The organism is Geodermatophilus sp. URMC 63, from assembly GCF_053502565.1.
Genome location: NZ_CP199956.1, coordinates 2,668,834 through 2,694,247 on the forward strand (window position 1 = coordinate 2,668,834; position 25,414 = coordinate 2,694,247).

Consider the following 25,414-nt stretch of genomic DNA (forward strand, 5'->3'; position numbering starts at 1 on the left):
CGGTCCCGTGGTGTGCACCCGGGTGGTGCAACGGCCGGTGTACCGGCGACGTCCCCGGCGGATCGCCCGCGGCGGACCGACGGCGGCTGGCCCGCGGCTCTGGAGACCTGGCGGTGGCGCTCGTCGGACCGGCGCACCTTTTCGACGCCGGGGAGCGAGCATGCCCCACCTCCGGGGGTCACAAACCCGGATCCGGCGTGGCGTGACCGAGGACACAGTGGGGTGTCCGCCCGCGACACGCCGTACAGATGGTCACGAAGCAGTCACGTGGTGTTTGGATGCGTACGACCGAGTCGGGGGCTCCCCTGAGCCCGCTCCCCGCGAGACGGGTAGGTGCATGGGCGACCACCGGAGGACCGCGGACGTGCTCGTCCGCCCTGCCAGCGGATCGCACCGGGCGGTCCCCGGTCCCCGGACCGGCGGCCACCGCCGCGCCGACGTCCGTCGTCCGGCCGACCGCCGGGTCTCCGCGCTGCGCGGTTTCCCCCCGGTCCGCCCCGATGACGCGGCGTCGTCCCTCGTCGCCGTCGTTCCTCCGCCGCGGGCGACCCTGGACGACGTCGCCGTCCTCCGGGTGCCGGCCGTCCTGCCGACCACGGTGCTGCCCGTGGCAGAGCAGACGGCCGAGGTCCTGGCCACCGGGGTGCTCGACGCCGTGGTGGCCGACGTCCTGGTGGCCGACGTCGTGGCAGCCGCGGAGGACGGCGTCGCCGTCGACCCGGCTCCCGTCAGGACCCCCCGCACCGCCCGGCGGCCATGCGCCCGCGACCGCCGTCCGCACCTGCTGCTCGCCGCCCTGGTGGCCGGCGCCCTGGGCGCAGGCGCGTTCGGGCTGCACGGGGCCTCGGACGCCGCGGCCGGGTCGTCCGCGGTGCAGATCGCCCAGGACGAGCTGATGACCGGGGACGAGGCCGTCGAGGTCATGCCGATGGCCTCGATCACCGAGGCCGAGGCCCAGGCGCGGCTGCAGGAGGTGGCCGCGGCCCGCGCCGAGCGGGCCGCCGCCGAGGCCGCCGCCGCCGAGGCCGCCGCGGAGGCGGCGCGGCCCAAGACCGTCCTGCCCGTCGAGGGCGGGCGGTTCACCAGCGGGTTCGGCGGACGGTGGGGGACCTTCCACTACGGCATCGACCTGGCCGCGCCCATGCGGACGCCGGAGATGGCGGCAGCCGACGGCGTCGTGGTGCGGGCCGGTGCGGCCAGCGGGTTCGGCCTGGCCGTCTACATCCTGCACGAGAACGGCGACGTGACCGTCTACGGCCACATGGACGAGATCCTCGTCGAGCCGGGGCAGTACGTGGAGGCCGGGGAGACCATCGCCCTGCTGGGCAACCGGGGTCAGTCGACCGGCCCGCACCTGCACTTCGAGGTGCACCAGGGGGGCATGAACGGCCAGCGGATCGACCCGGTGCCGTGGCTCGCGGAGCGCGGCGTCGAGGTCTGAGCACCGGCCCCGCAGCCGCGCGACGCGCGGCCACCCCCGCCGCGGTCGTGCCCGCCCGGCGTTGTACAGTTCCACCTGGCCCGAGCGGGACGGGCGGGCCGAGGCACGGGGCTGTGGCGCAGCTGGTAGCGCACCACACTGGCAGTGTGGGGGTCAGGGGTTCGAGTCCCCTCAGCTCCACCCCGATGACCAGGCCGTTCCTCCTTCGGAGGAGCGGCCTGAGTCGTCTGTGGTGCCAGTGTGGTGGCCACTGGAGCCATCACGGTGCCGGCGGTCCCCAGAGCGCACTGCCCATCCGGTCGGCGGCGTCGCGGCCGAGAGCCGGCATGACATAGCTGTAGATGTCCGTCGTCGTGCGCATCTGTGCGTGGCCGAGCACCTCCATGACGACTCGGGGGTGCACGCCCTCGGACAGCAGCAGGGTCGCTGCGGTGTGCCGCCCGTCGTGCAATCGGACCTCGCGCACGCCCGCCTGGTGCAGGAGGGCCTTCCAGGCACGCCAGTCCGACGTGCGCTCGATCGGCCGGCCGTTGGGCTGGGCGAAGAGCAGGTCGTGGTCCTGCCACAGCGACCCGGCGGCGATGCGCTCCTCGCGCTGGATCGCTCTGTGTGCCCGCAACGCGTCGACGAGCTGTGCCGGCAGCGCCAGGTTGCGACGACTGCGGTCGGCCTTCGGCTCCTCGTAGACCAGGCCTTGCCCACTGACCCGGTGCAGCCTGCGCCGGACGCTCAGCGTGCCGTTGTCCAGGTCGACATCGCTCCACCGCAGGGCGAGGGCTTCGGATTGACGCAGCCCGACGGCCAGCGCCCACGGTCCACCGGGCGGCGTTGCGGTGCGTCTGCGCGGCGGCCATCACCTTCTTGGCCTCCTGCGCGCTCAGCGACACCGACGCCCGGGCGGGAGCGCACGCACCTGCGGGCCGTCGCAGCCCAGGCTCCTATCAGGCGTCAACCACCCAGGACATCGGCAGGCGTCATCGGCGGGCAATCACTGCGAAGGCGACACATGATCGCGACGGGCAGCAAGACGTCGAGCCTCGCCGGTGACGCCCGCGAGCACCCCGCCCTCGATGACGGGGCGCCTCTTCGTACCGCAGGTGCAAGACGTGTAACGGTTGCGATCTTGATCGCTGCCCTTGCGGATGAGAATGCTCCTGCCGTCCGGCGACGTCGCGACACAGTGGTGCGGGTGAGCCCGTAGATGTGTATGGCGCGGGGCCCTCGGGTGCCCCTTTGATTGCTGCCATGAGCGCGTGGGTCGGTGTCCTGGCAGAGGGCCCTCCGGACGGCGCTCCGTCGATGGCGCTGCGGAAGAGGGATCGGCGAGGAGGTCATGCACGAGCGGGTCGCCGGGCTGGACATCGGCAAGGCGACGCAGACGGTCTGCGTGCGCACGCCCGGGCCGCGGGGCCGGCGCAGTGAGACGCGGACGTTTCCACGACCACCCGCGCGCTGGAGGTCATGCGTGGGTGGCTGGTCGAGCGCGGCGGGGCGGCGGACGGTTCCGCGATCACCGCGCGCCGTCGGCGGCCAACACCCAAGGAAGCAGGCCGCGCGAACGCTGACGCCGGGCGGGACAGCGGGCGAAACGGCTCCCCGCGCCCGCCGGTGACGCGGTCGCCTGAACGTTCTCCGGGTCATCCGTGCCATGCGGAGCACAGATGCCGCGCTGTGCCTACGGCTCTTGTCCGGAAGGCAGCGCTCCGCCACATTGGTTAGGCGACCAACCAGGAGGATCTGCGTGGGAGCCAGGCGGGAGGCGATCGTGGCGGCAGCGCTCGACGTCATCCAGGAGGAGGGGCTCAGCGGCTTCACCCAGCCGCGGGTCGCCCGGCGTGCCGGGCTGCGACAGAGCCATCTCACGTACTACTTCCCCACGCGGGCCGACCTGCTGCTCGCCGTCGCCGAGGAGGCCGTGCGCCGGAGGATCGAGGCCCTGCGTGCGGCGGTGTCGGCCGAGGACCCGGCAGCGAAGGTGGCCGGGCTCGTCGACGTGCTCCTCGACCCCCGACAGACGCGGATCCTGACGGCGCTGACGCAGAGTGCCGACGCTGACCGGGAGGTGCGACGTGCCTTCTCCGCACTGGGCGCCGGGATCGCTCCACTCGGCGCCGCGCTGATCACCTCCTTCGGCGCCGAGCCGACCGAGGCCTCACTCGCCCTGTTGCAGGCGACCTCCACCGGCATCGCCGTCCTCGCCCTGGCCACCGGCGCAGAGGCGTTCCGCGGCCGCGCCGAGCAGGTGCTCATCCAGCTGCTCACCAGCCTGCGCACCGAACAGGACCGCACCTGAACTCGCCCCACCCACCGCAGCACCGACCCTGGAGAGGCACCGGCATGAGCACGCACATCCCCCTCAGAGGCTCGACCGCCGGCCAGCAGTACGCCGGATGGGAACCATGCGCCGTCGCGATGGAAGGACTCGGGAACCGCGTGCTGGCCGACCAGCGCGTCCCGGTCGCCGGCGGCGCCGAGCTACACGCCGACGTCTACGTCCCCCGAGCGCCGGGCCGTTATCCGGCTGTCGTCTCCTTTGGCGGCTACGCCACCGAGAAGGCCACGGCGGGCATCCCGGCCGGCTCGAACGAGATCGGCTCACCGCCGGTGTTCACCGACCGCGGCTACTGCCCCGTCGTCGTCGAGCGCCGGGGGATGGGCCGCTCGACCGGCGAGCAGGTGATGTTCTTCGATCCGCAGGACGTCGACGACCACGAGGCGGTCATCGCTTGGGCAGCGGAGCAGCCGTGGTGCAACGGGGAGGTGGTCCTCTTCGGCACCTCCTACTACGCCGTGTCCCAGCTCAGCGTCGCCGCGCGTAAGCCGCCTGCGCTCAGGGCGCTGTTCTGCAACGAGGTGTCGACCGACCTGTGGCGCCACCTGGTCCACTTCGCCGGCGTGCCCGCCTGGTTCTTCGTCGCCGTCTGGATGGGCGCGAACTACACGCAGGAGAACTACGACGAGCGTCTGTCACCGGACCGTCGTGCGCTCCTCAGCCAGGTCACCAACGGGCCGCTGCACCCGCTGCTCGAGCAGCTGGTGCACCGCCGGGTGTCGGGGATGTTCAAGTCCTTCGAGACCGCCACGCCCGTGGAGTTCATGCGCCGCATTTACGCGGCCTGGATGTTCGACGAGAAGACGCGCGCGCAGGCGACGATCCCCGAGGGCCCCACCGCCACGCTCGGCGACGTCGAGGTGCCCTTCACGGTCGTGCAGAACCTCGGTTACTTCAATCTGCACCAGTTCGGCTGCTACGACCTGGTCGCCAACGCGGGGACGCCCGCCGACTCCCGGTGGCTGATCCTCGCCCCGCCGGCCTACGATCTGCCGGTCTACTCCTGGCAGGGCGAGGCGCTGGCCTTCTTCGACCACGTCCTGCGCGGCACCGACAACGGCTACGCCGATCAGCCGCATGTGCGCTACTGGGTCGAGGGCGCCGAGCGCTTCGACAGCGCCACCGCCTTCCCGCCCGCCGGCGGGGAGGTCCGGCGTCTGCACCTCGGACCCCCGGACGGGGACGCCATCACTCACCGGCTGAGCCGGAACGCGACGGCTGTGGGCTCCGGGTCCTGGGTCGCCGTCCCCCTGGGACTGCCGCAGCTCGGCGGCCTGGACGAGGTGGCCGACCAGGTCCTCGCCTTCGACCTGCCGGTCGAGGAGGACACCTCGCTCGCCGGCCCGGTCACCGCCCGACTCACCTACAGCTGCAACGAGATCGACTCCTACGTCGTGGCCCGACTGTCCCGGCTCGACGCCGCAGGCGAGTGCCACCAGCTCTCCCTCGGCGCGATCCGTCCCGTGTCCCGCACCGAGGAGGAGGGCCGCAGCACACCACTGGAGATCGCCATCGACGCCGGCCGCCGCGAACCCCTCGTCCCGGACGAGCCGGTCGTCCTGCGCTTCAGCCTCACGCCCGGGCCGACGCTGCTGCGCCGCGGGGACACCCTGCGGCTCGAGCTCGCCAGCCGGATCGACCTGCTGCGCGCAGACCCGAGCAAGGGCTACGCGCAGTTCGACATGCCCGTGCCGCCCTACCCCTGCCGCAACACCGTGCACTTCGGTGGTGACAGCTGGATCGAGGTCACCGAGGTGCCGCTCCCGGCGCCCTGATCCGTCGGCCAGTGGAGGGCACGTGGCCACGCCCGGGCGGCGTCGTCGACGTGCCCAGCAGCACGAGCGAGGACGGCTGGTCTACGCGAGCATCCGGTCGGTCACCCCGCGCCGGTCGCGGTCCGGAGCCTCGGCAGCACCTCGCCGGCGAAGAACTCGTCCGAGGTGGCCAGGAGTTCCGGGTCGGCGTTCCTGGAGCCGGGGACCACGATGATCCGGTCGAGTCCCAGGTCGATCAGCTCCCGTAGCCGGGCGGTGCAGTGCTCGGGGGAGCCCACGACGGCGAAGCGGTCGAGGAAGGCGTCGGGGAGCAGTGCCGCCTGACGTGCCGTGGTGAGCCCGTGCGCCGCCTCGTCATAGGCCGTGCGCACCCGCTCCACCACGGCACGGTCGTCGTCCGGGACGACGTCGTGCGGACCCTCGCTGACGAAGTGCGCGAAGATCGCCGCGCTGCCACGGACCAGGTCCCGCGCGACCGCGGCGTCGGGATGGACGGCGACGTTGACGAAGGCCCCGAGCGAGGGCGGAGCCCCCTGGTCGGGAACGGCGTGCCGTGCCTCGGCGATCGCCCAGGCCACCCGCCGGGGATCGGCCCCTACGGTGAAGTCGACCCGTCCACAGCGGCGGGCTCCGAGCGCGATGGTCGTCGGACCCGTCGCGGCCACCGACACCGGAACGTCACCTGCGTGGAATGGGTCGATCCACGCCATGCGGGCGACGACCCCACCGCCGGAGGGAACGGCCCGGCCGCCGAGGAAGCCCTGCAGCTGGTCGAGCCCCTGCTCCAGCTCCTCCGTGGTGGCCGGGTGCAGGCCCAGCTGCCGGACCGCCGAGTCGCCTCGGCCGAGGACGACCACGGCCCGCCCGCCGGACTCGATCTGCAGCGTTGCGATGGCCGACGCGGTGACCGCCGGATGGCGGGTCACCGGGTTGGTGACTGCGGGACCGAGCTGCAGCCGCCGCGTCGCCCGGGCGGCGAGAGTCAGCTCCACGTACGGATCGCCCACGAGGTTCTCGCTGTCGGCGAGCAGCAGGCCGTCGAACCCCCAGGCCTCCGCCTGGACCGCCAGGGCGGTGGCCCGGCGCGGGACGGGGAACCCGTGCAGCCAGAACTCAGTGCTCATCGGACGCCGCCGACCGGGTGGTCGGCTCCAGTGGCGGACGGGCGCTCCGTTCCCGGGCGCGGCCCCCTCGGCGGATGGACACGACACCCCCATCTGGCACGGTCGATGCCGACGGGCGGCAACGTAGCGGTCGCCGGATCGCCTGTCGACGACCTTGGCTCGTGACGGGACCGGCGGACGGTCGTGCAGCCGCCGAGGGGGGGCTCCGGATCGACGGCCCCTGGCAGTCCGCACACCACCGGCCTGATGCGCCGCGACGGGACGACGGGCAGGGGACCGGGGATCCCGCTTGTCCGGACCCACGCCGCACCGGCAGGCTGCTGCCGTGCAGGTCCCGCTGACCGCCGAGGACCGAGCGATCCTCGCTCTGGAGGGTCCCCGGCTGGTCGGGCACACGGCCACGGTGGTCCACCTGCCGGAAGGTGCCCCGGATCTGCGGCAGCTGCGCGACGCGGTCACCCGGCGGCTGCCGGACGCGCCCCGGCTGACCTGGCGGCTGAGCGGGACGTCCGAGGAGCCGGTGTGGCGCACGGACGAGGTGGACGTGGCGGCGCACGTCCGGGCCGTCGACGCGGTCGGCCCGCTCGACGAGGCCGGCGTGCGCGCCGAACTGGCCCGACTCTTCGGGGAGCATCTCGACCGCGGCCGGCCGCTGTGGCGGATGGACGTCCTCGGCACTCTCGCGGGTGGCGGCGCGCTCCTGGTGTGGCGGGTGCACCACGCCCTGGCCGACGGCGGAACGGTCATGCGCCTGGCCGAGGACGTGCTGTGGGACCCGGCGCCGGCCGCGGAAGGCGCCGGAGAACACCGCTCCGAGACTGCCGGCCCCGGGACGTCCGGAGACGGTCGGGGACGTTCCTCGCTGCCCGGCGTGCTGACCGGCGAGCTCCTCCCCGGACTGCGGCGCTCGCCGTTCGACGCGCGGGTCGGCCGCGAGCGGGAGGTCGCCCTCGCCGTGACACCGGTGGCGGCGCTGGGCGAGGCCGCTCGCCGGCTGGCCGGGGCGACGCTCAACGACGCCGTCCTCGCGGTGGTGGCCGGTGGGCTGCGCCGGTGGCTGGAGCACCGGCACGGGCCGCTCCGCGGGGTGACGGTGAAGGTGCCGGTGACCCTGCACCACGACGGCGACGAGGTCGGGAACCGCGACTCGTACTTCCGTGTGGACCTGCCGGTGGACGAGGCGGACCCCGTGGCGCGGCTGCTCGCCGTCCGCCGGGAGACCGCTGAACGCAAGGCGCGCCACGACGCCCAGGAGCTGGACGAGCTCATGGACCGGATGGCTCGGCTCTCACCTCGCCTGGCCGGTTGGTCGCAGCGGCTGCAGCGCAGCGGGCGCTCGTTCGCGCTCAACGTGTCCAACGTCCGGGGCCCCGACCGGGCGGTCACCGTGCTCGGCGCGCCCGTCGGCGCCGTTCAGCCACTCGTCGAGGTCGCGCAGCACCACGCGCTGCGGGTAGGGGTCCTGTCGGTTGCGGACCGGCTCGGGTTCGGGCTGGTTGCCGATCCCTCGGTGGTCGGGGACCTCGACGTGCTCGCCGCCGCAATCGAGCAGGCGACGGCCGAGCTGCTGTACACCGACCGGAGCCGGCCCGCGGGCAGCTCCGCCGGGTGAGCCCGTTCGGGTCCGGTGACGGCTGGTCGCGGGCGCGAGGACCGCTGGTCGCTCACAGTCAGTAGTCGGGGAAGGCATCGAGCCCGGTCCAGTCGGGCCAGCTCCCACAGCCGCGAGACCCGGTCGCCACGGAACGCGGCCCCGAACACCACCTCGATCGGTCGCGGAGGAGCCCCGGGAAGGGTGACGGTGATCCACAGTCGGCCGGCGAGCCGATCCGTCTGCTTCACCCAGGCGTCGTTGTCGTAGGCGACGGCGCAGCCGATCCCCGTCGGGTAGACGCGTTCGTGTTCGGCCCGGAACGCGTCGAGGTCCTGGGTCACTCCGTCGGTAGTGAAACGGGCAAGAAGCAGTCCTGGACGAGTAAGTCCGAAGTCCGGTCAGTGAGGTTTCCTCACCTGTTTCCGCGGTCGAGTGAGGTCAGCACCAATGCGGTGGCGACAATCGCGCCGATGCGGTGCGGGCTGACGGTGACCCGGTCGAGGGCGCGCCAGCGGCCGAGCAGGGCATGGCTCCGTTCGGTGGGCGCGCGGAGCGCGGTGATCAGGGAGTTGTAGCAGCGGTGTCGGTGTGCAGCGGCCCGTCGGGCTGGTGCTTGATCGGGACGTGCACCCCGATGCCGGCACCGGTGTAGCCCTTGTCGGCCAGCACCGGCAGCCCGCGGGCGGCATGCGGGTACAGCGCCGGCAGCACCAGCTCGCGGGCGGCGGTCAGATCGTGGGTCGAGCCGGGCCGGACGTCGGAGACCCACAGGGGGAAGCCGCCGGGGTCGCAGATGACCTGCACGCTGCCGCCAAAGGCGTGATGTTTGCCGGAGTACCACAGGTGATGGCCGCGCTCGGCGCGGGTGGCCACCCGGTCGGTCGGGATCAGCGTGCCGTCCAGGCAGAGGAAGGGCAGGCCCACGGCGCGAGCATGGGCCAGCACGGCGCCCAGGGCGGGCGCGTGCGCGGCGATCACCTCGAGGGCTTCGTGCAGGTAGCGGTAGGCGGTGGCGATGCTGACCCCGGCGTCTGCGGCCAGGATGCGCACGTCCAGACGGTGGCGCAGCCAGCGCAGCGCCAGCACGACCTGGGCGTGGACCGTGCCGACCCGCTGCGCCGGACGGGTTCCCGGCCGACGGCGGTAGCGGGCGACCCAGCCGGTCACCGCCTTCGCGGTGCGGACACATCCAGGCTGGCACGGTGAGACGCAGCGGGCTCCCGGGGAAGAGGAGATCGGTCTTTGGCGAGTCGATCTTCACCCCGAGAGCCCGCACCCTCGTCTTGAACCCTGGCCTCGACCAGCGACGACACCAATCAAGCCCTCGAAGCTGGTGAGAAAACCTCAATCAGGCGACGGCGCGATAGCCGGACGCCGTGGCATGCAAGCGGATCTTGCCCGCCGTTCCGAGCGCCAGCCCCGGTCTGCCCATGATTTACCCCTGAAGAATGACGGATACCGGCGGGTGGTGACGGTACGGGCCGGGTGGCGGAGCGTCATGTATCTGCACGTCAGAGGCCAGTCCGGTGTGCAGCGGACAGTTACGGTGAGCGGCGCTCGCCAAATCGCCTGGTTATTGGTTCGGCTCTTGGCGGCAACTCAACGACGGGTGGTCAACGACCAGACCGATACGCATTTCGGCGGTGGGCGACATCGACGACGGTCACCGTCTGGATGTCGTCGTCGATGCGGTAGATGACCCGGTAAGTGCCGCGGCGCGCGCTGTGCCGGTCCTCCAACGGGGGTCGAAGCCGCTTGCCGACTCGGTGGGGGTTGTCGACTAGCGGGCCGGTGATGAACTCGTACGCGGCCGCGGCGACTGCCTCGGGCAGGTTCTCGGTGAACTGGCGGCGGGCGGTCGGCGTGATCGCCAGGTCGTAGGGGGATGGCTCCTCGGTCACAAACCGGAGCCGAGGCGGCGGCGCATGGCCGCGCCTAGCTCCTCGCCCGTCTCGACTTCGCCGTGGGCCAGTTCGGCGTCCGAGGCGTGCAGTCGCAGCATCGTGTCGGCGTCGGCCAGGATCTCGATCGTCTCCTCCAGGGACTCGAGGTCCTCTGTCGCCACCAGGACCGCCGACGGCTTGCCGTGGACCGTCACGTAGACCCGCTCGTGCTGGCCGCTGACCCGAGCCACAAGGGCAGACAGGTGCGCCTTGGCGTCCGCCAGCGACAGTGTCGTCATGGTCATAAGTATGACTAGACAAGCGTGCGTCGTCCAGACAGAGTCCATGAGGGGACGCCCCGGGACTGCGCGGCCCTCCGGTCCTCGACTATCGGGCGGACAGTCATTGGGTCGGGTCAGGCGGCCGCCGTGTGGTGCCACGATGGTGGCCTAACGATTTTGTTCAGGGTCGTACGCAGGTGTCCGCAGACGACGACGTGTTCCTCTGAGCTGCGCAGATGAACTTCGGCGTACCGCCGCGCACCCCCCTCAGCCGCCCTGGCAGTGTGGGGGTCAGGGGTTCGAGTCCCCTCAGCTCCACCCCTCTGACTAGGCCGTTCTCCTTCGGGAGGGCGGCCTGAGTCGTCTCTAGTTGCAGTTGTGGTTGCAGTTTGCCCACCCTTACCTGGCAGCAGGAGGGTGCCCATCCGGTCCGCCGCCTCCCGAGCCAGGGCCGGCATGACGTGGCTGTAGATGTCCATCGTCGTGCGCATCTGGCTGTGGCCGAGCAGCTCCATGACCACTCGCGGGTGGACGTTCTCGCTCAGCAGCAGGGTTGCGGCTGTGTGCCGGCCGTCGTGCAGCCGGACGTGGCGGACGCCGGCGGCCTGCAGCAGACGGGTCCAGTCGTCGTAGTCGGTCTTCTCGTCGATCGGCCGGCCGTTGGGCTGGGCGAAGACGAGGTCCTCGTCCTGCCACTCGGAGCCGGCCAGCACCCGCTCGCCGAGTTGGGCGGCCTTGTGCCGGTGCAGCTCGGCGACCAGGGGCAGCGGCAGGGCGAGCGTGCGCTGGCTGCGGCGGGTCTTGGGCTCCTCGTAGATCAGCCCGCCGCCGCGGACACGGTGCATGCTCCGCCGGACAGTCAGCGTGCCGGTGAGCAGGTCGATGTCCTTCCACTGGAGCGCCAGCGCCTCGGACTGGCGAAGGCCCAAGGCGAGGGCGACGGTCCAGTGGGCGGAGTTGCGGACGCCGGCCGCGGCGTGCAGGACGGCGCGGGCCTCGCCGAGGTCGAGGGCGGTGGCGATGTTGCTCGGGCGCTGGGCGGGCGGGTCGACCAGCGCGGCGACGTCGCGGGGGACGTGGCCGCGCTGGACCGCGACCGCGAGGGCGCGGAACAGGATGCGGTGGTGCCGGAGAACGGAGGCGGGGGGAGTAGCCGTCGTCGAGCAGGGCGGTGTAGAGCTGGTCGAGATGTTCCGGCCGCAGCCGGTCGAGGCGGTGCCGGCCGATGCTGGGAACCAGGTGCCGGCGGACGGCGGACTCGTAGCTCTCCAGGGTCCGCTGACGCACGCGGCGCGGGGCGATGGTCGTCAGCCAGTGCTCGAGCCACCAGCCGACGGTCGGGGTCGACGTCTCGCTGACCGTCCCCGTGTCACGCTGGCGTTCGAGCTCTCGGACCTTCGCGACCACGACGCCACGGCTCTTGCTGCTGACGTGCCGGCGGTCGAGCTTGCCGTCGAGCGTGAACCCGACGGAGACGTAGCCGTGCCAGCGCCCGTCGGCGCCCTTGTAGATCGTCGACTCGCCGTTCGACGCGCGTCCCGCCATCCGCTACCCCTCGGCGCTCTTTCGAAGGCCCAGTGTCGTGGAGTGCTCGGGTGTGGGACAGGCGCGCTGTGGATTCACGCGGCGTCCGGTGAAGGATGTGGACGGGACGGGGAAGCCTCAAGCCGGCGGACATAGCGGTCGAGCTCTGCCTGTGAGATTCGGCAGCTGCGGCCGATGTGTACCGGACGCAGATCCCCGCGCCTCATGAGTGCGTACACCGTCGTGCGACCGACGCCGAGAACCTTCGCCGCCTCCTCGGACGTGAGGAGGAGCCGGTGACCTGCCAGGACGTCCCGGAGGGGCTGCGGGTGACCCATGTCGACATCTCCCGAATCAGTCGCGCGTTGCTGCGTGAAGGCTGCCGCGACGATGGGGGAGCGGCCTGCCGAACGTCCCCAGTCCGTCTCCAACCGAGGATTGCGCCGTTGCCGCGGCGACTGCAGATTTGAGCGGCGGCCTCCTGCCAACTAGAGAACTCCTGGAGCCTCAAGTTCAGCGGACGTCAAGAGCGCCGGTGAGGTGGGCGCGTCTCCGGTAGGCCTCCAGTACGGGCTGCAGTGCCCTCGCCAGGGCGGGCAGGTCCCGGTCGTAGACCCGCCCGTCGCCCAGCTGGCCGGCAAGCTCGCCGAGCAGCCTGGGCCAGTCGCGGCGGGTGGGCACGAGAGGAACCTTGACCTCCACGCGCCGCTCGACGAGCTACACAGCGGACAGGCCCGAGGCAGCGGCTCTGCCCTGCTCTCACGCGCGGTGCCGGCAGGTGGCCGAGCACCACTTGGGGATCGGTCCACGGCTCTTCGGGGTGATTGGCCCTCCGCACCACCCACAGGCCTGCGCTGCGGCCCGTCGCTCGCGCCCAGTCACCCCACCGTCGGGCGCCCTCACGGCCTGTTGGCCGGCGGCTGCTCCACCCTCTGACGGCGCCGGCACTCCTGTTCCCGCCGTTGCCGCTCACGTTTACGCTGTCGGGCTCGGTACCCGAGGCTGCCGCTGCTTCCCATGCCGATGACCCTGCAGATGAGCCTCCGGCAACTCGTCACCACGAGTTTCGGGACCGCAGGTGGGCCCCTATGTCCAGCGCCGCCGAGGTTCTACCTTGAGGGCTGCGGTGGGCGTGGGAGTCAGGCTGAGGCGAAGAGCGGGAGAGGGACTGGAAGTCCTGCCACGCAGCCGGCTGAGGCCGTAGAGCCGTGTCCCATTAGCCGACCTCGCGCTCACCGCGCTTCAGGCAGCAACCGCGATCGGCACGGCCTCCTTGGCGGCCTGGTCGGCGCGCAGGGTGCGGAAGACGACATCGGAGAGCCGGCGCTTGAGGCAGCGCAGCGCCTCCCGACTCGTCTTTCCTTCGGCGCGTTTGCGTTCGTAGTAGGCGCGGCCTTCGGTGTCGGCGCGGATCTCGGTGATCGCGATCGTGTAGAGCGCCCGGTTGAGCTGCCGGTTGCCGCCACAGTTGAGCCGATGCCGCACGGTGCGCCCGGAGGAGGCCGGGATCGGGCCGAGCCGTTGGCGGCGGCGAAGGCGTGCCGGGTCGGATAGCGGCGCACGTCGACGACCTCGGCCAGGAGGCGAGCCGCGACGAAGACGCCGATGCGGTAGATCCCGGTCAGCGAGGTGCCGCTGTGCTGCACCAAGGCGGCGATCTGCTCGCGCAGCGAGGCGAGCTCGGCGTGGATGGCCAGCAGCCGAGCCAGCCGGGCGCGGGTGACCGCCGCCCGGACGCTGGAGTCCTTCTCCAGTAGCGCCAGCGCCGAGTGAAGGTGACTGGGGCTGGTCAAGCGGGGGAGTCGGTGCTGATAGCCGGGCCGCATCCAGCCCAGGTCGGTGTGCACCCGGTTGACGGTGGCGGTGCGCTCGGCGATCAGCTGCTCGCGGTAGTCCATCAGCACCCGCAGGTCGGCCGGCAGGCCGTCCATCGGCCGCACCGCCGGCAGGTTCTCCCGGGCGGTGATCCGAGCGATCGCCACGGCGTCGACCGGGTCGGTCTTGCCCTGCCCGGGCCGGGACAGTCGCTCCCGGGAGGTCAGCAGTGGCGGCACCTCCACCACGGTCACGCCGGCGGCGACCAGGTGCATCGCGGCGGCCCAGCCGAAGTTGGTCGACTGCGTACCGCTCAACCAGCTCGGCCATGCGCTCAAGATCAGGCGGAGTGAGGTCGACCAGAGAGAGATCCCCGGCTTCGAAGTCGCTCAAGAAGGCGGCTTCCGCCCCGGCCCCGCCTCGCTCGCCGAGGAGGTAGCAGACCTCGGCGATCACCGTCGCGGTGATGAGTGGATCAGCCGGCGGGTGGCCAGCAACGGGATCATCTCGGTGACCTCCCAGTCGTTCAACGTCGGCAAGCACCACGTCGGCGACCTGGTTGACGTGCACGTGGGCGAGAGGCTGCTTGAGGTGTGGTCGGGCAACGAGCTGATCCGAACGATCGTCCGGACCTCGGAAGGAGGTGCGCAAGAAGCGAGCCCAACGAGCCCGATCCGCGTTCTGAGGCGTCAAGCATCACCCGAGACGAATTGGTCACCATCAGCTGAGACCGGACAGGGGAGAAAAGTCCAGGTCAACGGCTCATCCGCTGTTCCGAGTGGTCTCACTCCGCCCTCCCACCTGAGGTAACCTGCGGCGGTGATCAATGGGATCAAGGCATGTCTCAACGGTGCTCGACGCCGGGATGAGCACCCGGCCCTACCCATCACACCGGAGGAGCTGGCAGAGGCTGCCGCCGCCGCTATCGCTGCCGGTGCGCAGGCCGTACACCTGCATGCTCGAACCAGCGACGGTGAAGAGTCCCTACTTGCGGCCGATATCGGCGCCGCTGTGAATGCTGTCCGCCGCGCGATCCCCGGGGTGCCGATCGGCGTCTCCACCGGACTGTGGATCACCGACGGCGACGTCGCACGACGGCAGGACAGGGTCGCCGAATGGGCCGCACTCGATGCAGCTGAGCGTCCGGACTTCGCGTCCGTGAACGTCAGCGAGCCGGGTTTCTACGACCTGGCCCGGGTTCTGGACGAGACCGGAATCGGCGTCGAGGCGGGTGTCTGGTCGGTAGCGGACGCCGAAGCTCTGGGAGCTGATGTGCCGACCGGGCTCCTTCGAATCCTCGTGGAGGTCGTCGGCCCCCAGGCGGCAGACGGCGTATCGGCCGCGGACGCGATTCTCGATCGGCTGGATCGTTCCGGACTGACAGCCCCTCGGCTGCTGCACGGCCATGCTTCGACATGCTGGCCGCTGATCGCTCACGCCGGGCGGTTGGGTCTGTCCACGCGTGTCGGCTTGGAGGACACGCTCACCGGGCCGGACAACGTACTCGCGGCTGACAACGCAGAGCTGGTGCAGCTTGCACGTCGATTGTGGACAGAAGCGAGCGCCGAGAGCAGGTGAGAGGCGGCTCCCTACGAGTCGACGCTCATCGCGGCTCGCAGCGCGATCCGCCCGCTGCGATCCCGCCTGTCGCAATGGGCGACTGGAGCAAGTGGAGATCGGAGCGCCTCGGCACCGCTGGTTGAGCGCCTTGTAGGCATCCTTCCTCAGACGCCTTGTCTGCCCGCGGCGCATGGCCGCGTGGCGCCGCGGTCAACAGCAGACCGACCAAACGAGCACGCCGGCGGCTAGAACATCACCGCCGTGCCGAAACTCAGAGAACCGATGACCTCCTTGACCTGAAGGTTGTCTCGCACCTGCCGGTAGCGGCCTTGGCGGGCCAGCACCTGCTCCATGTGCGGGGTGCCGGCGCGCATCCGTTCTCCGGCGATGAAGTGTTCCCGGCCCGGCGTAGGCAGTCCAGGTTCGCCGCGAAGGAGAACCCGCGGTCGACCACGGTGACCACCCGGCCCAGCCGCCAGGCCCGTAGATCGTCCTTGACCTGCGGCAGCACCGCTTGGTCGTTGCTGTTACCCGGCCAGCACCACACCCCCACCGGGATCTCCTCGCAGGTGACGGCCAGTCCGATGATGATCTGTGGCAGATCGCCGCGGGCGTCCTTGGAGTGCCCGTACCGGCGGAACCCCGGCCCGACCTCGCCGCCGGCCGTGCCGGCGTCCGGGGCGCCGGGATCTTCGGTGTCGCGCTCGAAGTAGGTGCTGGTGGTGTCGAAGAACAGCAGGTCGACCTCAAGGTTGAGCGGGTGCGCGACCGCGAAGAACACCACCTTTTGGACGCATGCGCCGGTGTCGGCCTCGACCAGCAGATCCGTCGCCCGGTAGGCCTGGTCCTCGGTCATCCCCGGCAGCCCCGGGATCGCCATGTCGTGGCTGGCCCACTCGGCGGCGGCCAGCTTGCTGGCCGGGGCCAGCGCCCGGTTGGCCACCAGCGCGAAGGCCACCCGCTCGACGTCGGTGCCGAACCGGCGCCCGCCGAGCACCTCACCCAGCGCGGTGCCGATCCGACTTGCTGCCAGAGCCCGTCGAGCAGCCACGCCCCGCCGGCCGGGCGGGAGTCCCGGGCTCGACGCCGACCACACCGCCACAATAATTCGTCATGAGGAACCTTGACGGCTACACGCGCCCCTGTGATGATCGCAATCCATCCTGGCCGTGCGTCTTCTGCCGAGAAGGAAATCTCAAGTATGACCATTGCGGGTGTTGATCACATAGCGCTGCCGACGTCGCAGCCGGAGGCAATGATCAGCTTCTATACCGAGCTCGGCTTCCGGCCAGTCGGCGTCGAGGAGTGGCGACGCGGTGACTGGTCGATCTTTGCCATGGCGTTGGGGGACTTCAAAATCAACTTCCGCCCCGAAGCGCTATGGCGTAACACAGCGGCCACGCTGTGCGGGCCGACGGCGCTACCGGGTTGTGGCGACATCTGCTTTCTGTGGACAGGCACGATCGATGAGGCAGTTTCGATGCTCGACGCTAGGGAGATTGCGGTGATCGAGGGCCCGGTTCTTCGCGAGGGAGGGCGGCAGGGCGGGGCTCACGGTACCAGCGTCTACTTTCGAGACCCGGAGGACAACCTCTTGGAACTCATCACCTACGAGCGTGCTGAGTCCGGCAACACCTGACGGTTAACAGGATGCGGAAAATCGACGACTGTCCTGCGTCGCCTAGCGATGACGATGAGAGTGTCACCTCAATTCTCGCGTCGCGGGAATCTGCTGCGTGGCCATCGATGGGGAGGAGTACGAGCAGGCATCGAATGACGAAGTCTGAGCCGAACTGCGTCTTTCAGGACGCGCCCCGGAAGGGAGCGGCTCACGCGCACGATTCTGGAAGCCGATACTAGGGGCATCGCTATGGGCACGTACAAGGTCAGCATTCCGGCGCGGGACCGGATCAGCGCGCTGATTCGGGAAGGAGTCCGGCCCACCGGGGTCTTCGCGACGCTCTTCGACCCGGCGGTGACGGACATCCTGGGATCTGTTGGGTTTCACTTCGTGATTGTAGATAGCGAACACACTCCCATGGAACCGAGAGATGCCCTTGGTCACGTGCGGGCGGCGACATCGCGTGGCATGCTTTCATTTGCGCGGCTCCCCGACAGCTTGCCAACCACGATTCGGAGGTTCATGGACGTCGGCATCGACGGAATCATTCTTCCCCATATGGAGACAGCTGAGCAGATGGCCGCAGCCGTCTCTGTATCGCGATTCTCCCCCGAGGGAAGTAGAGGCTCCGGCCCTGGATCCTACATGGCCGGCTACTCTTCCGTGCCGGAGTGGGAGGACATCAAAGCCTGGGCGACCAGGAATACGATGGTGATCCCTCAGATCGAGTCCAGGAGGGGGCTTGAGAATGTGGAAGAGATTTGCGCCGTCGATGGCGTCGGAGCCGTCATCTTCGGGCCGGGGGACCTTGCTCAGGACCTGGGTCTCTCGCTGATGGAGATGAACTCGCCCATCATCCGCGAGGCATGGGAGCGAACGAAGGCGGCTGCCGCCGCGAATGGTCTGTGGACGATGACTCCATGGGTACACGGTGGAAAGCAGACGCCCAACGCCGGTGCGGACATCGTTTTCCACCACTACGACGTCTACTTCATGAGGGAGGCCGCTCAGTCGGCGTTCGACGCGTGCATGGCCGAGACCCGCGAGAAAGACACGTAAGGAGTCGGTCTCACGCAGCGATTGCCGCTTCGAGGGACTCAGCGGTGAACGCTACCGATGTGTACTGGGCGGATGTCATGGGTCGTCGCAACACCCCGATTGTGGGGAGGTGTGCATGGGCAGGCCAGCGGGGCAGCAGGAGTGCACGGGTGGGGCGCCGATGGAGTCGCTGGGGGAGGCCGTCGCTACTACACGATGTCGAGCGGCTGACGCGAAGATCCACGTCTGGCGAGACTGCGCGGCGCTGAGCGCTACGAGGCTTCGTCGAGCGTGACGCGGTGGCCCATGGCTCCGAGCTGGTGGATGGCCCGCTGCCTGGCTCTGTCTGGTCGACGTTGGGTGTGGTAGTCGGCTCCGGAGACTTCGTAGAGGGTGCCGGCGACTCCCAGGTGCCAGATCGCGACGAGCAGCGCGTCCGGAGGCGACGTTGGCCTTCTGTCGTCCGCGGCGGGTTGCGATCCTTCTGCTTTTCGCGTTGAGGTAGGTGGCAGGCGTTCGGGCGATCGACCTGGCCGAGGCCTCGAGAGCCCTCTGGGGATAGGGGTTGCCCGGACGGGTCCGGTTGGATTTCACCTTGCTTGCGAGCTCGTTGAGCCCCGGGGTCGTGCCGGCCCAGGAGGCGAGGTGCTTTGCGGTCGGGAAACGGCTCATGTCGGTGCCCGTCTCGGCCACAACGGCGTCGGCTGTGAGAGTGCTGATCCGGGGGATCGTGCAGATGAGGTCGCGGAGGCCATGAAAGTCACCAGCATCGCCTCGATCCGTTCGGTCAGCTGGTTGATTACTACGGCGTGCTGATCGATGAGGTCGAGGTAAACCCTGACAAGGAACGGGTGGTGCTCGTTGACGCGGCCGACCAACGCTTCAGGGTGCTGCGGGATCTTGCCCCGCATCCGGCACTGGGCCGGATGAGCCATCGCACCCCAGCCCGGGCACGCCGCTCAGCTCCGCCCTCCCGTCCACGACAAGTCCATCGGTGGATTCAGTTTGCACCGAGACCGTCGCCCGCAACCGCCTCGGCCCCGAATCCTCGCAGACCACTGTGCGCCCCGAAGGCGGCGCCGATCTGCTCAACTGTAGAGAGCCTGATAGAGTCCGGAGCCCTCGCGATCGCATGCGCCGCAGGCGACGCCGATCGTCACTCCCCCGGAACGATGGAGTAGCCATGTCATTTCCTGACCCACAGGACTGGAACCTTGTTGTGGCAAGGCTGAATGAATTCGGCGAGCCGGACTTCTTCGTCGGGGCAAAGCCCGAGGCGGTTCTCGACCAGCCCGGCGTTGTCCAGGGCGCCTGGTACTGGCGAGCAGACAACGGGCACTCGAGAGAGATGCCCGGCGGCGTACCGAAGATCTTCGATATAGCAGGCCCGAACGGATCCACTTTCGGTGTGACGCGTTTCCTCGCGAACTCAGCCGGAAAGCTGGACATGGCATCCAGTGGAATCACAGTGGAAGCCGGCCAGGGCGGTGACGCCGCGATGCACGCAAGCGATACCATCGACTACAACATCGTGTTGTCCGGCAAGATCGATCTGGAACTGCCCGGCGGCAAGGTTCACACGCTTGTCCCCGGGGACCTCCTCGTCGACGCGGGCGTCCCGCACGCCTGGAAGAACCACTACGACGAGGACTGCGTCTTCCTCGTCGTGAACATCGGTTTCAACAGCTGAGGAGCCTCTCATCAGGGGGCGGCGTCGGCCACCGCGCTCCTCCCTCCCCGCGTGTCGCACCATCTTCGACTTCAGACGCTACAAGGCTCTTGGGCTCGTTCCACCGATCGACTTCAAGGGATTGAGCGTACAGAAATGGGAAGATGCCGGCTGGGCTGGAATTTCCGGACTTGCGACGGAACCGAACCACACTCAAAGCTGCCGTACTCCACGCACAGGTTGATGAGGGCAGGCCCGACCTCAGCCCGCTGCCCGGCGTATTCGTCATCTCCGCCTAGGCCGTCGTGCCTCTCGTGGCCGATGCGATCGTCCTGCGCCGCCGCAACGCCTGAGCAAGATATCGGATGCATCGCTGGCGAGTGGGCCTGACATGGTCGGATGCGTCGATGGTGCCCTCCACCACTGCTCACCACCGATGTCCACGGCTGAGCGGTGCATCTTCACGGGTGCAGGCGTGTGCGGAAGTACCGTGTCCCCCCTCGGACACTCCATCGCCTCGCTGTTCCTGCAGCTCAGGAATCCGGGGCGCTTCCATGTCATGGCCCCCGGAGACCCTCGTGATACCAATTTGATACTTCGCGGCGCTCTGGTCAGCCGTCGAGCAACGCGGCGAACCGCTCGGCCGCCTCGCGGCCCATGCTCGGAGCGGTCATCGCGTCCTACTCCTGAAGGACTGTGGGAGGTCATCCAGAAGATCACGCGGTGGCCGCCCTTATGTGGGAGGCCCGCTGGTCACCGGGCCGTCGCACACCACCCCGGTGGACGCGACTGGCGATCGACCAGGCGCTGTTCGCGGCGGCGCTGAAGGCCCGCGGGCTGGGCGGCACCCAGCTGGTCATCTCCGATGCCCACACCGGCCTCAGACAGGCCGTCGGCGCGGTGCTGCTCGGCGCCAGTTGGCAGCGGTCATCTGCTGACATCGGCTCTTGGCGGGAGGTTCCCGTCGGTCACCTCCGCCGCCGGGAGAGGACCTTGGCAGCGTGACCTTCGAGGTCCAGCGGCAAACCCGTCCCTCCCGGCGGCGGCGGGCTCGGTACTGGCCAGTGGGAGTCGTGCCTCGAGCACCGAGATGAGCGTCCAGCCGAGCCGGCCACGAGGTGACCGGACTCGAAGGGCCAGATGCATGCAGAACAGCAACACGATCGACCTCGGCGTCGACGAGGTCTTCATCGGCATCGACTGGGGCGCCAGCCACCACCAACTCTGCGCGGTCAACGCCACCGGGCAGCGGATCCGGCAGGTCCGCCTGGGCCACGATGTCGCAGGCCTCAACCAGCTCGACGCCGAACTCGCCGGGCTGGGAACCGGCCTGCCGATCTGCGTGGAACGCGCCGAGGGCCTGCTCATCGAGTGGCTGCAGGCCGGCGGGCACCGCGTCTTCCCGATCAACCCGCGGATCGCCGCCCGCGCCCGCGAGCGCTACCGGGTGGCCAGCAGCAAGGACGACGTCTTCGACGCCTTCACCCTGCGCCACGAGCACGCGCACTGGCGCCCGTTGCCGGTCGCCTCGCCGGCGCTGGCCGAGTTGCGCGCGCTCTCCCGCGACCGGGACCGATTGCTGGAGTCCCAGCAACGTGTCGAGGCGCAATTGCACGCCATCCTGGACGCCTATCACCCGGCGCCGGCGCAGTTGTTCTCCTCCATCGACCGGGACATCACGCTGGCCTTCATCGCCGAGTATCCGACGCCGCAGGCCGCCGCCCGCATCGGCGAGCAGCGGATGGCCGCCTTCTGCCGCCGGCAGTCCTACCGCGGCCGAGTCGATCCGGCCGTCCTGGTGCAACGATTGAAGGACCACCTGCTCTCCGGCGCCGAGGGCACGGTGGCCGGCAAGGCGCACTCGGCGCTGGTGTTCGTCGAGCTCCTCGGCGTGGTCAACGCGCAGAGCTCCCAAGCGCGATTCTGGTCATCGTCGTGCCGAAGCAGGGCTTATCGCGGACATGCACCAGTCGCACGGTCGCTGCTTCTCCCAGCGCCCGTGCCCAGCTGCGGCTGAACGTGGTGCGGTGGCTGGTGCACTTGAGGCGGCCCGTTGGGCAGAGGGGTGTAGGGCGGGCAGGCGCTGGACCTCGCCGTGCCTCCGACGCGGGGGCTTTGTCGGGGTCGGCATGGGCTGCGTCGAACCGGAGTTCCATGTGAACCGACCGCCCCGGGTTCAGTGGAGGCTCTGGGGTGTCCCGGGTTGTCCAGTCCGGCCTACCTCATCGCGGACGAGGGCTACAGCGGCCAGGCGCGTGCTGCGGCGCCGCCCCGATGGCGGCCACGCCGGTCTCGGCATCCCGGCCATACCCGCCCACGGGTCCGTGGTCCCGATCAGGTCGGGCCCCGGATGGGCGCCGGCCGCGACGACGAGGGGCCGACGGGGGCGCCGAGGACCGTGGCCGCGGAGGTCACCACCGCCACCGCGGCGCTGGCGAGCTCCGCGCGGCGGTAGCGCGGTGCGACCACCGCGGCCCCGAGCATGCTCAGCGCGTGCAGGCCGTCGACGACGGCGGCAGCGCGCGCGACCGACGGGGTCGGCAGCGCCAGCACCACGGCCTGCTGCAGCACCTGCCGGCCGCCGAGCAGCCGGATCACCCACGTCGGGGGCACGGGGTCCCCGGCGACGGCAGCGGTCACCGCGCGCGGGCGGGCGAGGAGAGCCGCTCCGCTGCCGAGCTGCAGCAGCGAGGAGACCGCGCGCGCCGCGGGCCGGTTCACCGGAGACTCCGGCGCAGGACGGCGAGGCCGGCCAGGGCGGCGCCGCCCGCGGCGGCGAGGGTGCCGTGGTGCCGGGACGCCCACAGCTGCGGGTCGCGGGTGTGGGCGCGGTCGTCGAACGCGCCGTGGGCGCCGAAGTCGGCGCCGTCCTCGCCGTCGGCCGGCCGGAAGAGGTTGGCGGGGGCGTCCGGGTCGTGCGGCCGGTCGGTCTGCTGCGAGGCGAAGCCGGTGCGGGCGAGGTAGCGGTCGAGCAGGCCGGGGACCAGGGCGTTGGCCGCCAGGGTGGCCGCGGTGCTGGAGCCGACCCAGTACTCCCGGCGCCGCGGGTGGTCGGCCGCGTGCAGCACCATCGCGGCGACGGTCTCGGGCTGGTAGATCGGCGGGACCGGCTGGGGGGAGCGGGGCAGCCGGGTGAGCACCCAGGAGAACTGCGGGGTGTTGACCGCCGGCATCTGCACCATGGTCACGTGCACGCCGCTGCGCTCGTGCAGCAGCTCGCAGCGCAGCGCCTCGTGGAAGCCCTGGATGGCGTGCTTGGCGCCGCAGTACGCCGTCTGCAGCGGGATGCCGCGGTAGGCCAGGGCCGAGCCGACCTGCACGACGGCGCCGCGGTCGCGGGCCTTCATCCGCGACAGCACCGCCCGGGTGGCGTACACGTACCCGAGGTAGCTCACCTCCGTGGTGCGGCGGAACTCCTCGGGGCTGATCTGGTCGAACGGCGCGAACACCGAGGAGAACGCGACGTTCACCCAGACGTCGATCGGGCCGGCCTCCGACTCGAACCGGTCGACGGCGGCGGCCACCTGCTCGGGGTCGGCGACGTCGGTGGGCAGGACGACGGCCCGCCCGCCGGCCCGCTCGACGTCCCGGGCGGCGGCCTGGAGTCCGGTCTCGCCGCGGGCGACCAGGCCCACGGTCGCTCCCCGTCGTCCGAAGGCGACGGCGACGGCGCGGCCGATGCCTCCGCTGGCTCCGGTGACGACGACGTGCTGGGCGGTCAGCTGCGACACGGGGTCTCCTCTCCGTGGTGACGGGTGGCGCCGAGGTGGTGTGCGGGCCGCGTGCCGCTGAGGTGGCGCGCGGTGTTGACCAGGCCCACGAGGCTGAAGGCCTGCGGCGTGTTGCCGACCTGGCGGCGGCTGGTCGGGTCGTACTCCTCGCTGAGCAGACCGAGGTCGTTGCGCAGGCCGAGCAGGCGGGTGAACAGCTGTTCGGCCTCGTGGGTGCGGTGGATGCCGGCCAGGGCGTCGGCGAGCCAGAAGCTGCAGGCGAGGAAGGCGCCCTCGTCCCCGGGCAGGCCGTCGACGCCGCCGTCGGCGTCGGGGCGGTAGCGCAGCACGAACCCGTCGTGGCCGAGGTCGCGCTGGACCGCCTCGACGGTGCCGACCACACGGGGGTCGCTCCAGTCCAGGAAGCCGACCCGGGGGATCAGGAGGAGGGCCGCGTCGAGCCCGCGGGAGCCGTAGAACTGGGTGAAGGTGCCGCGCTCGGCGTCGTAGCCGTGGGCGCAGACGTCGTCGTGGATCTCCTGGCGCAGCCGGCGCCAGCGGTCGACCGGGCCGTCCAGGCCGAACCGCTCCACCGCCTGCACCGCCCGGTCCACACCGGCCCACGCCATGACCTTGGAGTGCACGAAGTGCCGGCGGGGGCCGCGGACCTCCCACAGGCCGTTGTCAGGGCGGCACCAGGACCCCTCGAGGAAGTCCAGTAGCGCCCGCTGCAGGGCCCAGGCGTCGTCGCTGCTGGGGATGCCCGCGAGCCGGGCGAGGTGCAGCCCGTCGAGGGTCTCGCCCCACACGTCGAGCTGGAACTGGTCGGCGGCGGCGTTGCCCACCCGGACCGGCGCGGCGCCCTCGTAGCCGGGCAGCCAGGGGACCTCCCACTCAGGGATGCGCCTCGTGCCGTCGAGTCCGTACATGATCCGCAGGTCGGCCGGGTCACCGGCCACCGCGCGCAGCAGCCAGTCCCGCCACGCGCGGGCCTCCCGCAGGTAGCCGGTGCCCAGCAGGGCCTGCAGCGTGACCGTGGCGTCGCGCAGCCAGCAGAACCGGTAGTCCCAGTTGCGCGGGCCGCCGAGCTGTTCGGGCAGCGAGGTGGTGGCCGCCGCCACGATCCCCCCGGTCGGGGCGTAGGTCAGGGCCTTGAGGGTGAGCAGCGCACGGCGGACGGCGTCGTCCCAGCGGCCGTCGTAGTCGCAGTGGCCCATCCACTCGGCCCAGTACGCGAGGGTGCCCTCGAGCGCGTGCTGCGCGTCGACCGGCTCGGGCCGGGGCAGGTGCGAGGCGGCGTGGGTGAGCACGAAGGGCACCCGCTGCCCGGCCGCCACCGTGAACTCCGCGTCGACGGACTGCTCGCGACCCGGCTCCGGACGGGTGTGGTGCACGTCGACCGGGGTGTCGAGCCACACGGCGTCCGGCCCGGCGATCGCGGCCAGCCCGTGCTCCACGGTGCGCACCCACGGCACGACGTGCCCGTAGTCGAGGCGCAGGCGCAGCTGCGTCCGCATCGGCACCTGCCCGGAGACGCCCTCGACGATCCGCACGACGTCGGCGGCCCGCCCCCGTGGTGGCATGAGGTCGTGCACCCGCACGGTGCCCTGGGGGGTCTCCCACTCGGTCTCCAGGACGAGGGACTCGCCCCGGTACCGCCGGCGGGTGCACGCGCCGCCCGCGGCCGGCGCGAGCAGCCACCGGCCGTTGCTCTCGTCGCCCAGCAGGGCGGCGAAGACGGCGGGGGAGTCGAAGCGCGGCAGGCACAGCCAGTCGATCGACCCGTCCCGGCCGACCAGTGCGGCGGTGTGCAGGTCGCCGATCAGCCCGTAGTCCTCGATGGGCCCGGCCATCGGTCCTCCTCTGGACGGCGGTGTGCGGACGGGGGTGTCGGTCCTGCCGTGTGGAGCACGACCTCCACGTCGTACTCCTGCGCCGGCAGGACGACGAGCCGGGCCGTGCCGGGGCCCCGCCGCTGCCGCAGGTCCTGCCGGAGCTCCTCCAGGTCGGCCAGCGCGCCCGGTCGGCGGCGACGTCCCGGAGGTCG

The 25,414-nt window shown here is 70.8% G+C and carries 22 protein-coding genes, 1 tRNA gene and 4 pseudogenes; 11 read left to right on the forward strand and 16 right to left on the reverse strand.

Annotated features, from left to right (window positions below):
* Nucleotides 1–364: 364 nt before the first annotated feature.
* Together ACWIZO_RS13050 and ACWIZO_RS13055 are read left to right on the forward strand one after the other, a co-directional pair.
* On the forward strand, nucleotides 365–1,441 hold the full coding sequence (locus ACWIZO_RS13050; RefSeq protein WP_448642853.1) for a M23 family metallopeptidase: 1,077 nt from the start codon (nucleotides 365–367) through the stop codon (nucleotides 1,439–1,441).
* A gap of 107 nt (nucleotides 1,442–1,548) precedes the next feature.
* A tRNA-Ala gene (locus ACWIZO_RS13055) sits at nucleotides 1,549–1,621 on the forward strand.
* A gap of 79 nt (nucleotides 1,622–1,700) precedes the next feature.
* Here ACWIZO_RS13055 and ACWIZO_RS13060 read toward each other — a convergent pair.
* Nucleotides 1,701–2,246, reverse strand: coding sequence for a site-specific integrase (locus ACWIZO_RS13060; protein WP_448642951.1), 546 nt, complete (start codon nucleotides 2,244–2,246; stop codon nucleotides 1,701–1,703).
* A 936-nt stretch (nucleotides 2,247–3,182) separates the two neighbouring features.
* On the opposite strand from ACWIZO_RS13060, the gene ACWIZO_RS13065 reads away from it, so the two are divergent.
* Nucleotides 3,183–3,734, forward strand: coding sequence for a TetR/AcrR family transcriptional regulator (locus ACWIZO_RS13065; protein ID WP_448642854.1), 552 nt, complete (start codon nucleotides 3,183–3,185; stop codon nucleotides 3,732–3,734).
* Nucleotides 3,735–3,778: 44 nt separating this feature from the next.
* Nucleotides 3,779–5,548 carry a CocE/NonD family hydrolase gene (locus tag ACWIZO_RS13070; protein ID WP_448642855.1) on the forward strand — a complete coding sequence of 590 codons (1,770 nt, stop codon included), beginning with the start codon at nucleotides 3,779–3,781 and terminating at the stop codon, nucleotides 5,546–5,548.
* A 101-nt stretch (nucleotides 5,549–5,649) separates the two neighbouring features.
* Here the strand turns inward: ACWIZO_RS13070 and ACWIZO_RS13075 are convergent, their stop codons facing one another.
* Nucleotides 5,650–6,672: an LLM class flavin-dependent oxidoreductase gene (locus tag ACWIZO_RS13075; RefSeq protein ID WP_448642856.1), complete on the reverse strand. Its 1,023-nt coding sequence runs from the start codon at nucleotides 6,670–6,672 to the stop codon at nucleotides 5,650–5,652.
* A gap of 325 nt (nucleotides 6,673–6,997) precedes the next feature.
* Here ACWIZO_RS13075 and ACWIZO_RS13080 point away from each other — a divergent pair, with 325 nt between their 5' ends.
* Nucleotides 6,998–8,284, forward strand: coding sequence for a WS/DGAT domain-containing protein (locus ACWIZO_RS13080; RefSeq protein ID WP_448642857.1), 1,287 nt, complete (start codon nucleotides 6,998–7,000; stop codon nucleotides 8,282–8,284).
* A gap of 394 nt (nucleotides 8,285–8,678) precedes the next feature.
* On the opposite strand, the pseudogene ACWIZO_RS13085 reads toward ACWIZO_RS13080, so the two are convergent.
* The 9 genes and pseudogenes from ACWIZO_RS13085 to ACWIZO_RS13125 form a co-directional block, all read right to left on the reverse strand.
* Nucleotides 8,679–9,502 (reverse strand): annotated as a pseudogene (locus tag ACWIZO_RS13085) (transposase family protein).
* A 377-nt stretch (nucleotides 9,503–9,879) separates the two neighbouring features.
* Nucleotides 9,880–10,167 carry a type II toxin-antitoxin system RelE family toxin gene (locus tag ACWIZO_RS13090; RefSeq protein WP_448642858.1) on the reverse strand — a complete coding sequence of 96 codons (288 nt, stop codon included), beginning with the start codon at nucleotides 10,165–10,167 and terminating at the stop codon, nucleotides 9,880–9,882.
* Entirely contained in the window at nucleotides 10,164–10,448 is a 285-nt protein-coding gene (locus ACWIZO_RS13095; RefSeq protein ID WP_448642859.1) for a type II toxin-antitoxin system Phd/YefM family antitoxin, read from the reverse strand. The genes ACWIZO_RS13090 and ACWIZO_RS13095 overlap by 4 nt, the downstream gene beginning before the upstream one ends.
* 116 nt (nucleotides 10,449–10,564) lie before the next feature.
* Complete coding sequence (locus ACWIZO_RS13100) at nucleotides 10,565–11,620, reverse strand: site-specific integrase (protein ID WP_448642952.1); 1,056 nt, start codon at nucleotides 11,618–11,620, stop codon at nucleotides 10,565–10,567.
* A pseudogene (locus tag ACWIZO_RS13105) lies at nucleotides 11,607–11,975 on the reverse strand (tyrosine-type recombinase/integrase); the annotation flags it as partial. The gene ACWIZO_RS13100 and the pseudogene ACWIZO_RS13105, both read right to left, overlap by 14 nt.
* A gap of 74 nt (nucleotides 11,976–12,049) precedes the next feature.
* Nucleotides 12,050–12,292, reverse strand: coding sequence for a helix-turn-helix domain-containing protein (locus ACWIZO_RS13110; protein ID WP_448642860.1), 243 nt, complete (start codon nucleotides 12,290–12,292; stop codon nucleotides 12,050–12,052).
* Nucleotides 12,293–12,467: 175 nt separating this feature from the next.
* Nucleotides 12,468–12,635 carry a hypothetical protein gene (locus tag ACWIZO_RS13115; RefSeq protein WP_448642861.1) on the reverse strand — a complete coding sequence of 56 codons (168 nt, stop codon included), beginning with the start codon at nucleotides 12,633–12,635 and terminating at the stop codon, nucleotides 12,468–12,470.
* Nucleotides 12,636–13,196: 561 nt separating this feature from the next.
* Nucleotides 13,197–13,439 carry a transposase gene (locus ACWIZO_RS13120; protein WP_448642953.1) on the reverse strand — a complete coding sequence of 81 codons (243 nt, stop codon included), beginning with the start codon at nucleotides 13,437–13,439 and terminating at the stop codon, nucleotides 13,197–13,199.
* Nucleotides 13,440–13,852: 413 nt separating this feature from the next.
* Nucleotides 13,853–14,044: pseudogene (locus ACWIZO_RS13125) on the reverse strand (IS110 family transposase); the annotation flags it as partial.
* A gap of 544 nt (nucleotides 14,045–14,588) precedes the next feature.
* On the opposite strand from ACWIZO_RS13125, the gene ACWIZO_RS13130 reads away from it, so the two are divergent.
* Complete coding sequence (locus ACWIZO_RS13130; protein WP_448642862.1) at nucleotides 14,589–15,347, forward strand: 3-keto-5-aminohexanoate cleavage protein; 759 nt, start codon at nucleotides 14,589–14,591, stop codon at nucleotides 15,345–15,347.
* A 253-nt stretch (nucleotides 15,348–15,600) separates the two neighbouring features.
* Here the strand turns inward: ACWIZO_RS13130 and ACWIZO_RS13135 are convergent, their stop codons facing one another.
* Complete coding sequence (locus ACWIZO_RS13135) at nucleotides 15,601–16,431, reverse strand: IS1634 family transposase (RefSeq protein ID WP_448642863.1); 831 nt, start codon at nucleotides 16,429–16,431, stop codon at nucleotides 15,601–15,603.
* Between the two features lie 45 nt (nucleotides 16,432–16,476).
* On the opposite strand from ACWIZO_RS13135, the gene ACWIZO_RS13140 reads away from it, so the two are divergent.
* Both ACWIZO_RS13140 and ACWIZO_RS13145 read left to right on the forward strand, forming a co-directional pair.
* Nucleotides 16,477–16,968, forward strand: a complete 492-nt coding sequence (locus ACWIZO_RS13140) for a VOC family protein (RefSeq protein ID WP_448642954.1) — start codon at nucleotides 16,477–16,479, stop codon at nucleotides 16,966–16,968.
* 231 nt (nucleotides 16,969–17,199) lie between these two features.
* Entirely contained in the window at nucleotides 17,200–18,009 is an 810-nt protein-coding gene (locus ACWIZO_RS13145) for an HpcH/HpaI aldolase family protein (RefSeq protein WP_448642864.1), read from the forward strand.
* A gap of 75 nt (nucleotides 18,010–18,084) precedes the next feature.
* Here the strand turns inward: ACWIZO_RS13145 and ACWIZO_RS13150 are convergent, their stop codons facing one another.
* Nucleotides 18,085–18,726: a transposase gene (locus tag ACWIZO_RS13150; protein WP_448642955.1), complete on the reverse strand. Its 642-nt coding sequence runs from the start codon at nucleotides 18,724–18,726 to the stop codon at nucleotides 18,085–18,087.
* 445 nt (nucleotides 18,727–19,171) lie between these two features.
* Here ACWIZO_RS13150 and ACWIZO_RS13155 point away from each other — a divergent pair, with 445 nt between their 5' ends.
* The 3 genes and pseudogenes from ACWIZO_RS13155 to ACWIZO_RS13165 all read left to right on the forward strand — a co-directional run bounded on the left by ACWIZO_RS13155 (nucleotide 19,172) and on the right by ACWIZO_RS13165 (nucleotide 21,674).
* Nucleotides 19,172–19,678, forward strand: coding sequence for a cupin domain-containing protein (locus ACWIZO_RS13155; RefSeq protein ID WP_448642865.1), 507 nt, complete (start codon nucleotides 19,172–19,174; stop codon nucleotides 19,676–19,678).
* Nucleotides 19,679–20,467: 789 nt separating this feature from the next.
* A pseudogene (locus ACWIZO_RS13160) lies at nucleotides 20,468–20,584 on the forward strand (transposase); the annotation flags it as partial.
* A gap of 217 nt (nucleotides 20,585–20,801) precedes the next feature.
* The gene (locus tag ACWIZO_RS13165; protein ID WP_448642866.1) at nucleotides 20,802–21,674 is read left to right on the forward strand and encodes an IS110 family transposase; all 873 of its coding nucleotides are present in this window, start codon (nucleotides 20,802–20,804) and stop codon (nucleotides 21,672–21,674) included.
* 317 nt (nucleotides 21,675–21,991) lie between these two features.
* On the opposite strand, the gene ACWIZO_RS13170 is transcribed toward ACWIZO_RS13165, so the two are convergent.
* From ACWIZO_RS13170 to ACWIZO_RS13180, 3 genes are read right to left on the reverse strand one after another with little or no spacing between them, the layout of a single operon-like run.
* The gene (locus ACWIZO_RS13170) at nucleotides 21,992–22,378 is read right to left on the reverse strand and encodes a hypothetical protein (RefSeq protein ID WP_448642867.1); all 387 of its coding nucleotides are present in this window, start codon (nucleotides 22,376–22,378) and stop codon (nucleotides 21,992–21,994) included.
* Complete coding sequence (locus ACWIZO_RS13175; protein ID WP_448642868.1) at nucleotides 22,375–23,388, reverse strand: SDR family oxidoreductase; 1,014 nt, start codon at nucleotides 23,386–23,388, stop codon at nucleotides 22,375–22,377. Before ACWIZO_RS13175 ends, ACWIZO_RS13170 begins: the two co-directional genes overlap by 4 nt.
* Nucleotides 23,376–25,220: a glycoside hydrolase family 15 protein gene (locus ACWIZO_RS13180; RefSeq protein WP_448642869.1), complete on the reverse strand. Its 1,845-nt coding sequence runs from the start codon at nucleotides 25,218–25,220 to the stop codon at nucleotides 23,376–23,378. The genes ACWIZO_RS13175 and ACWIZO_RS13180 overlap by 13 nt, the downstream gene beginning before the upstream one ends.
* Between the last annotated feature and the right edge of the window lie 194 nt (nucleotides 25,221–25,414).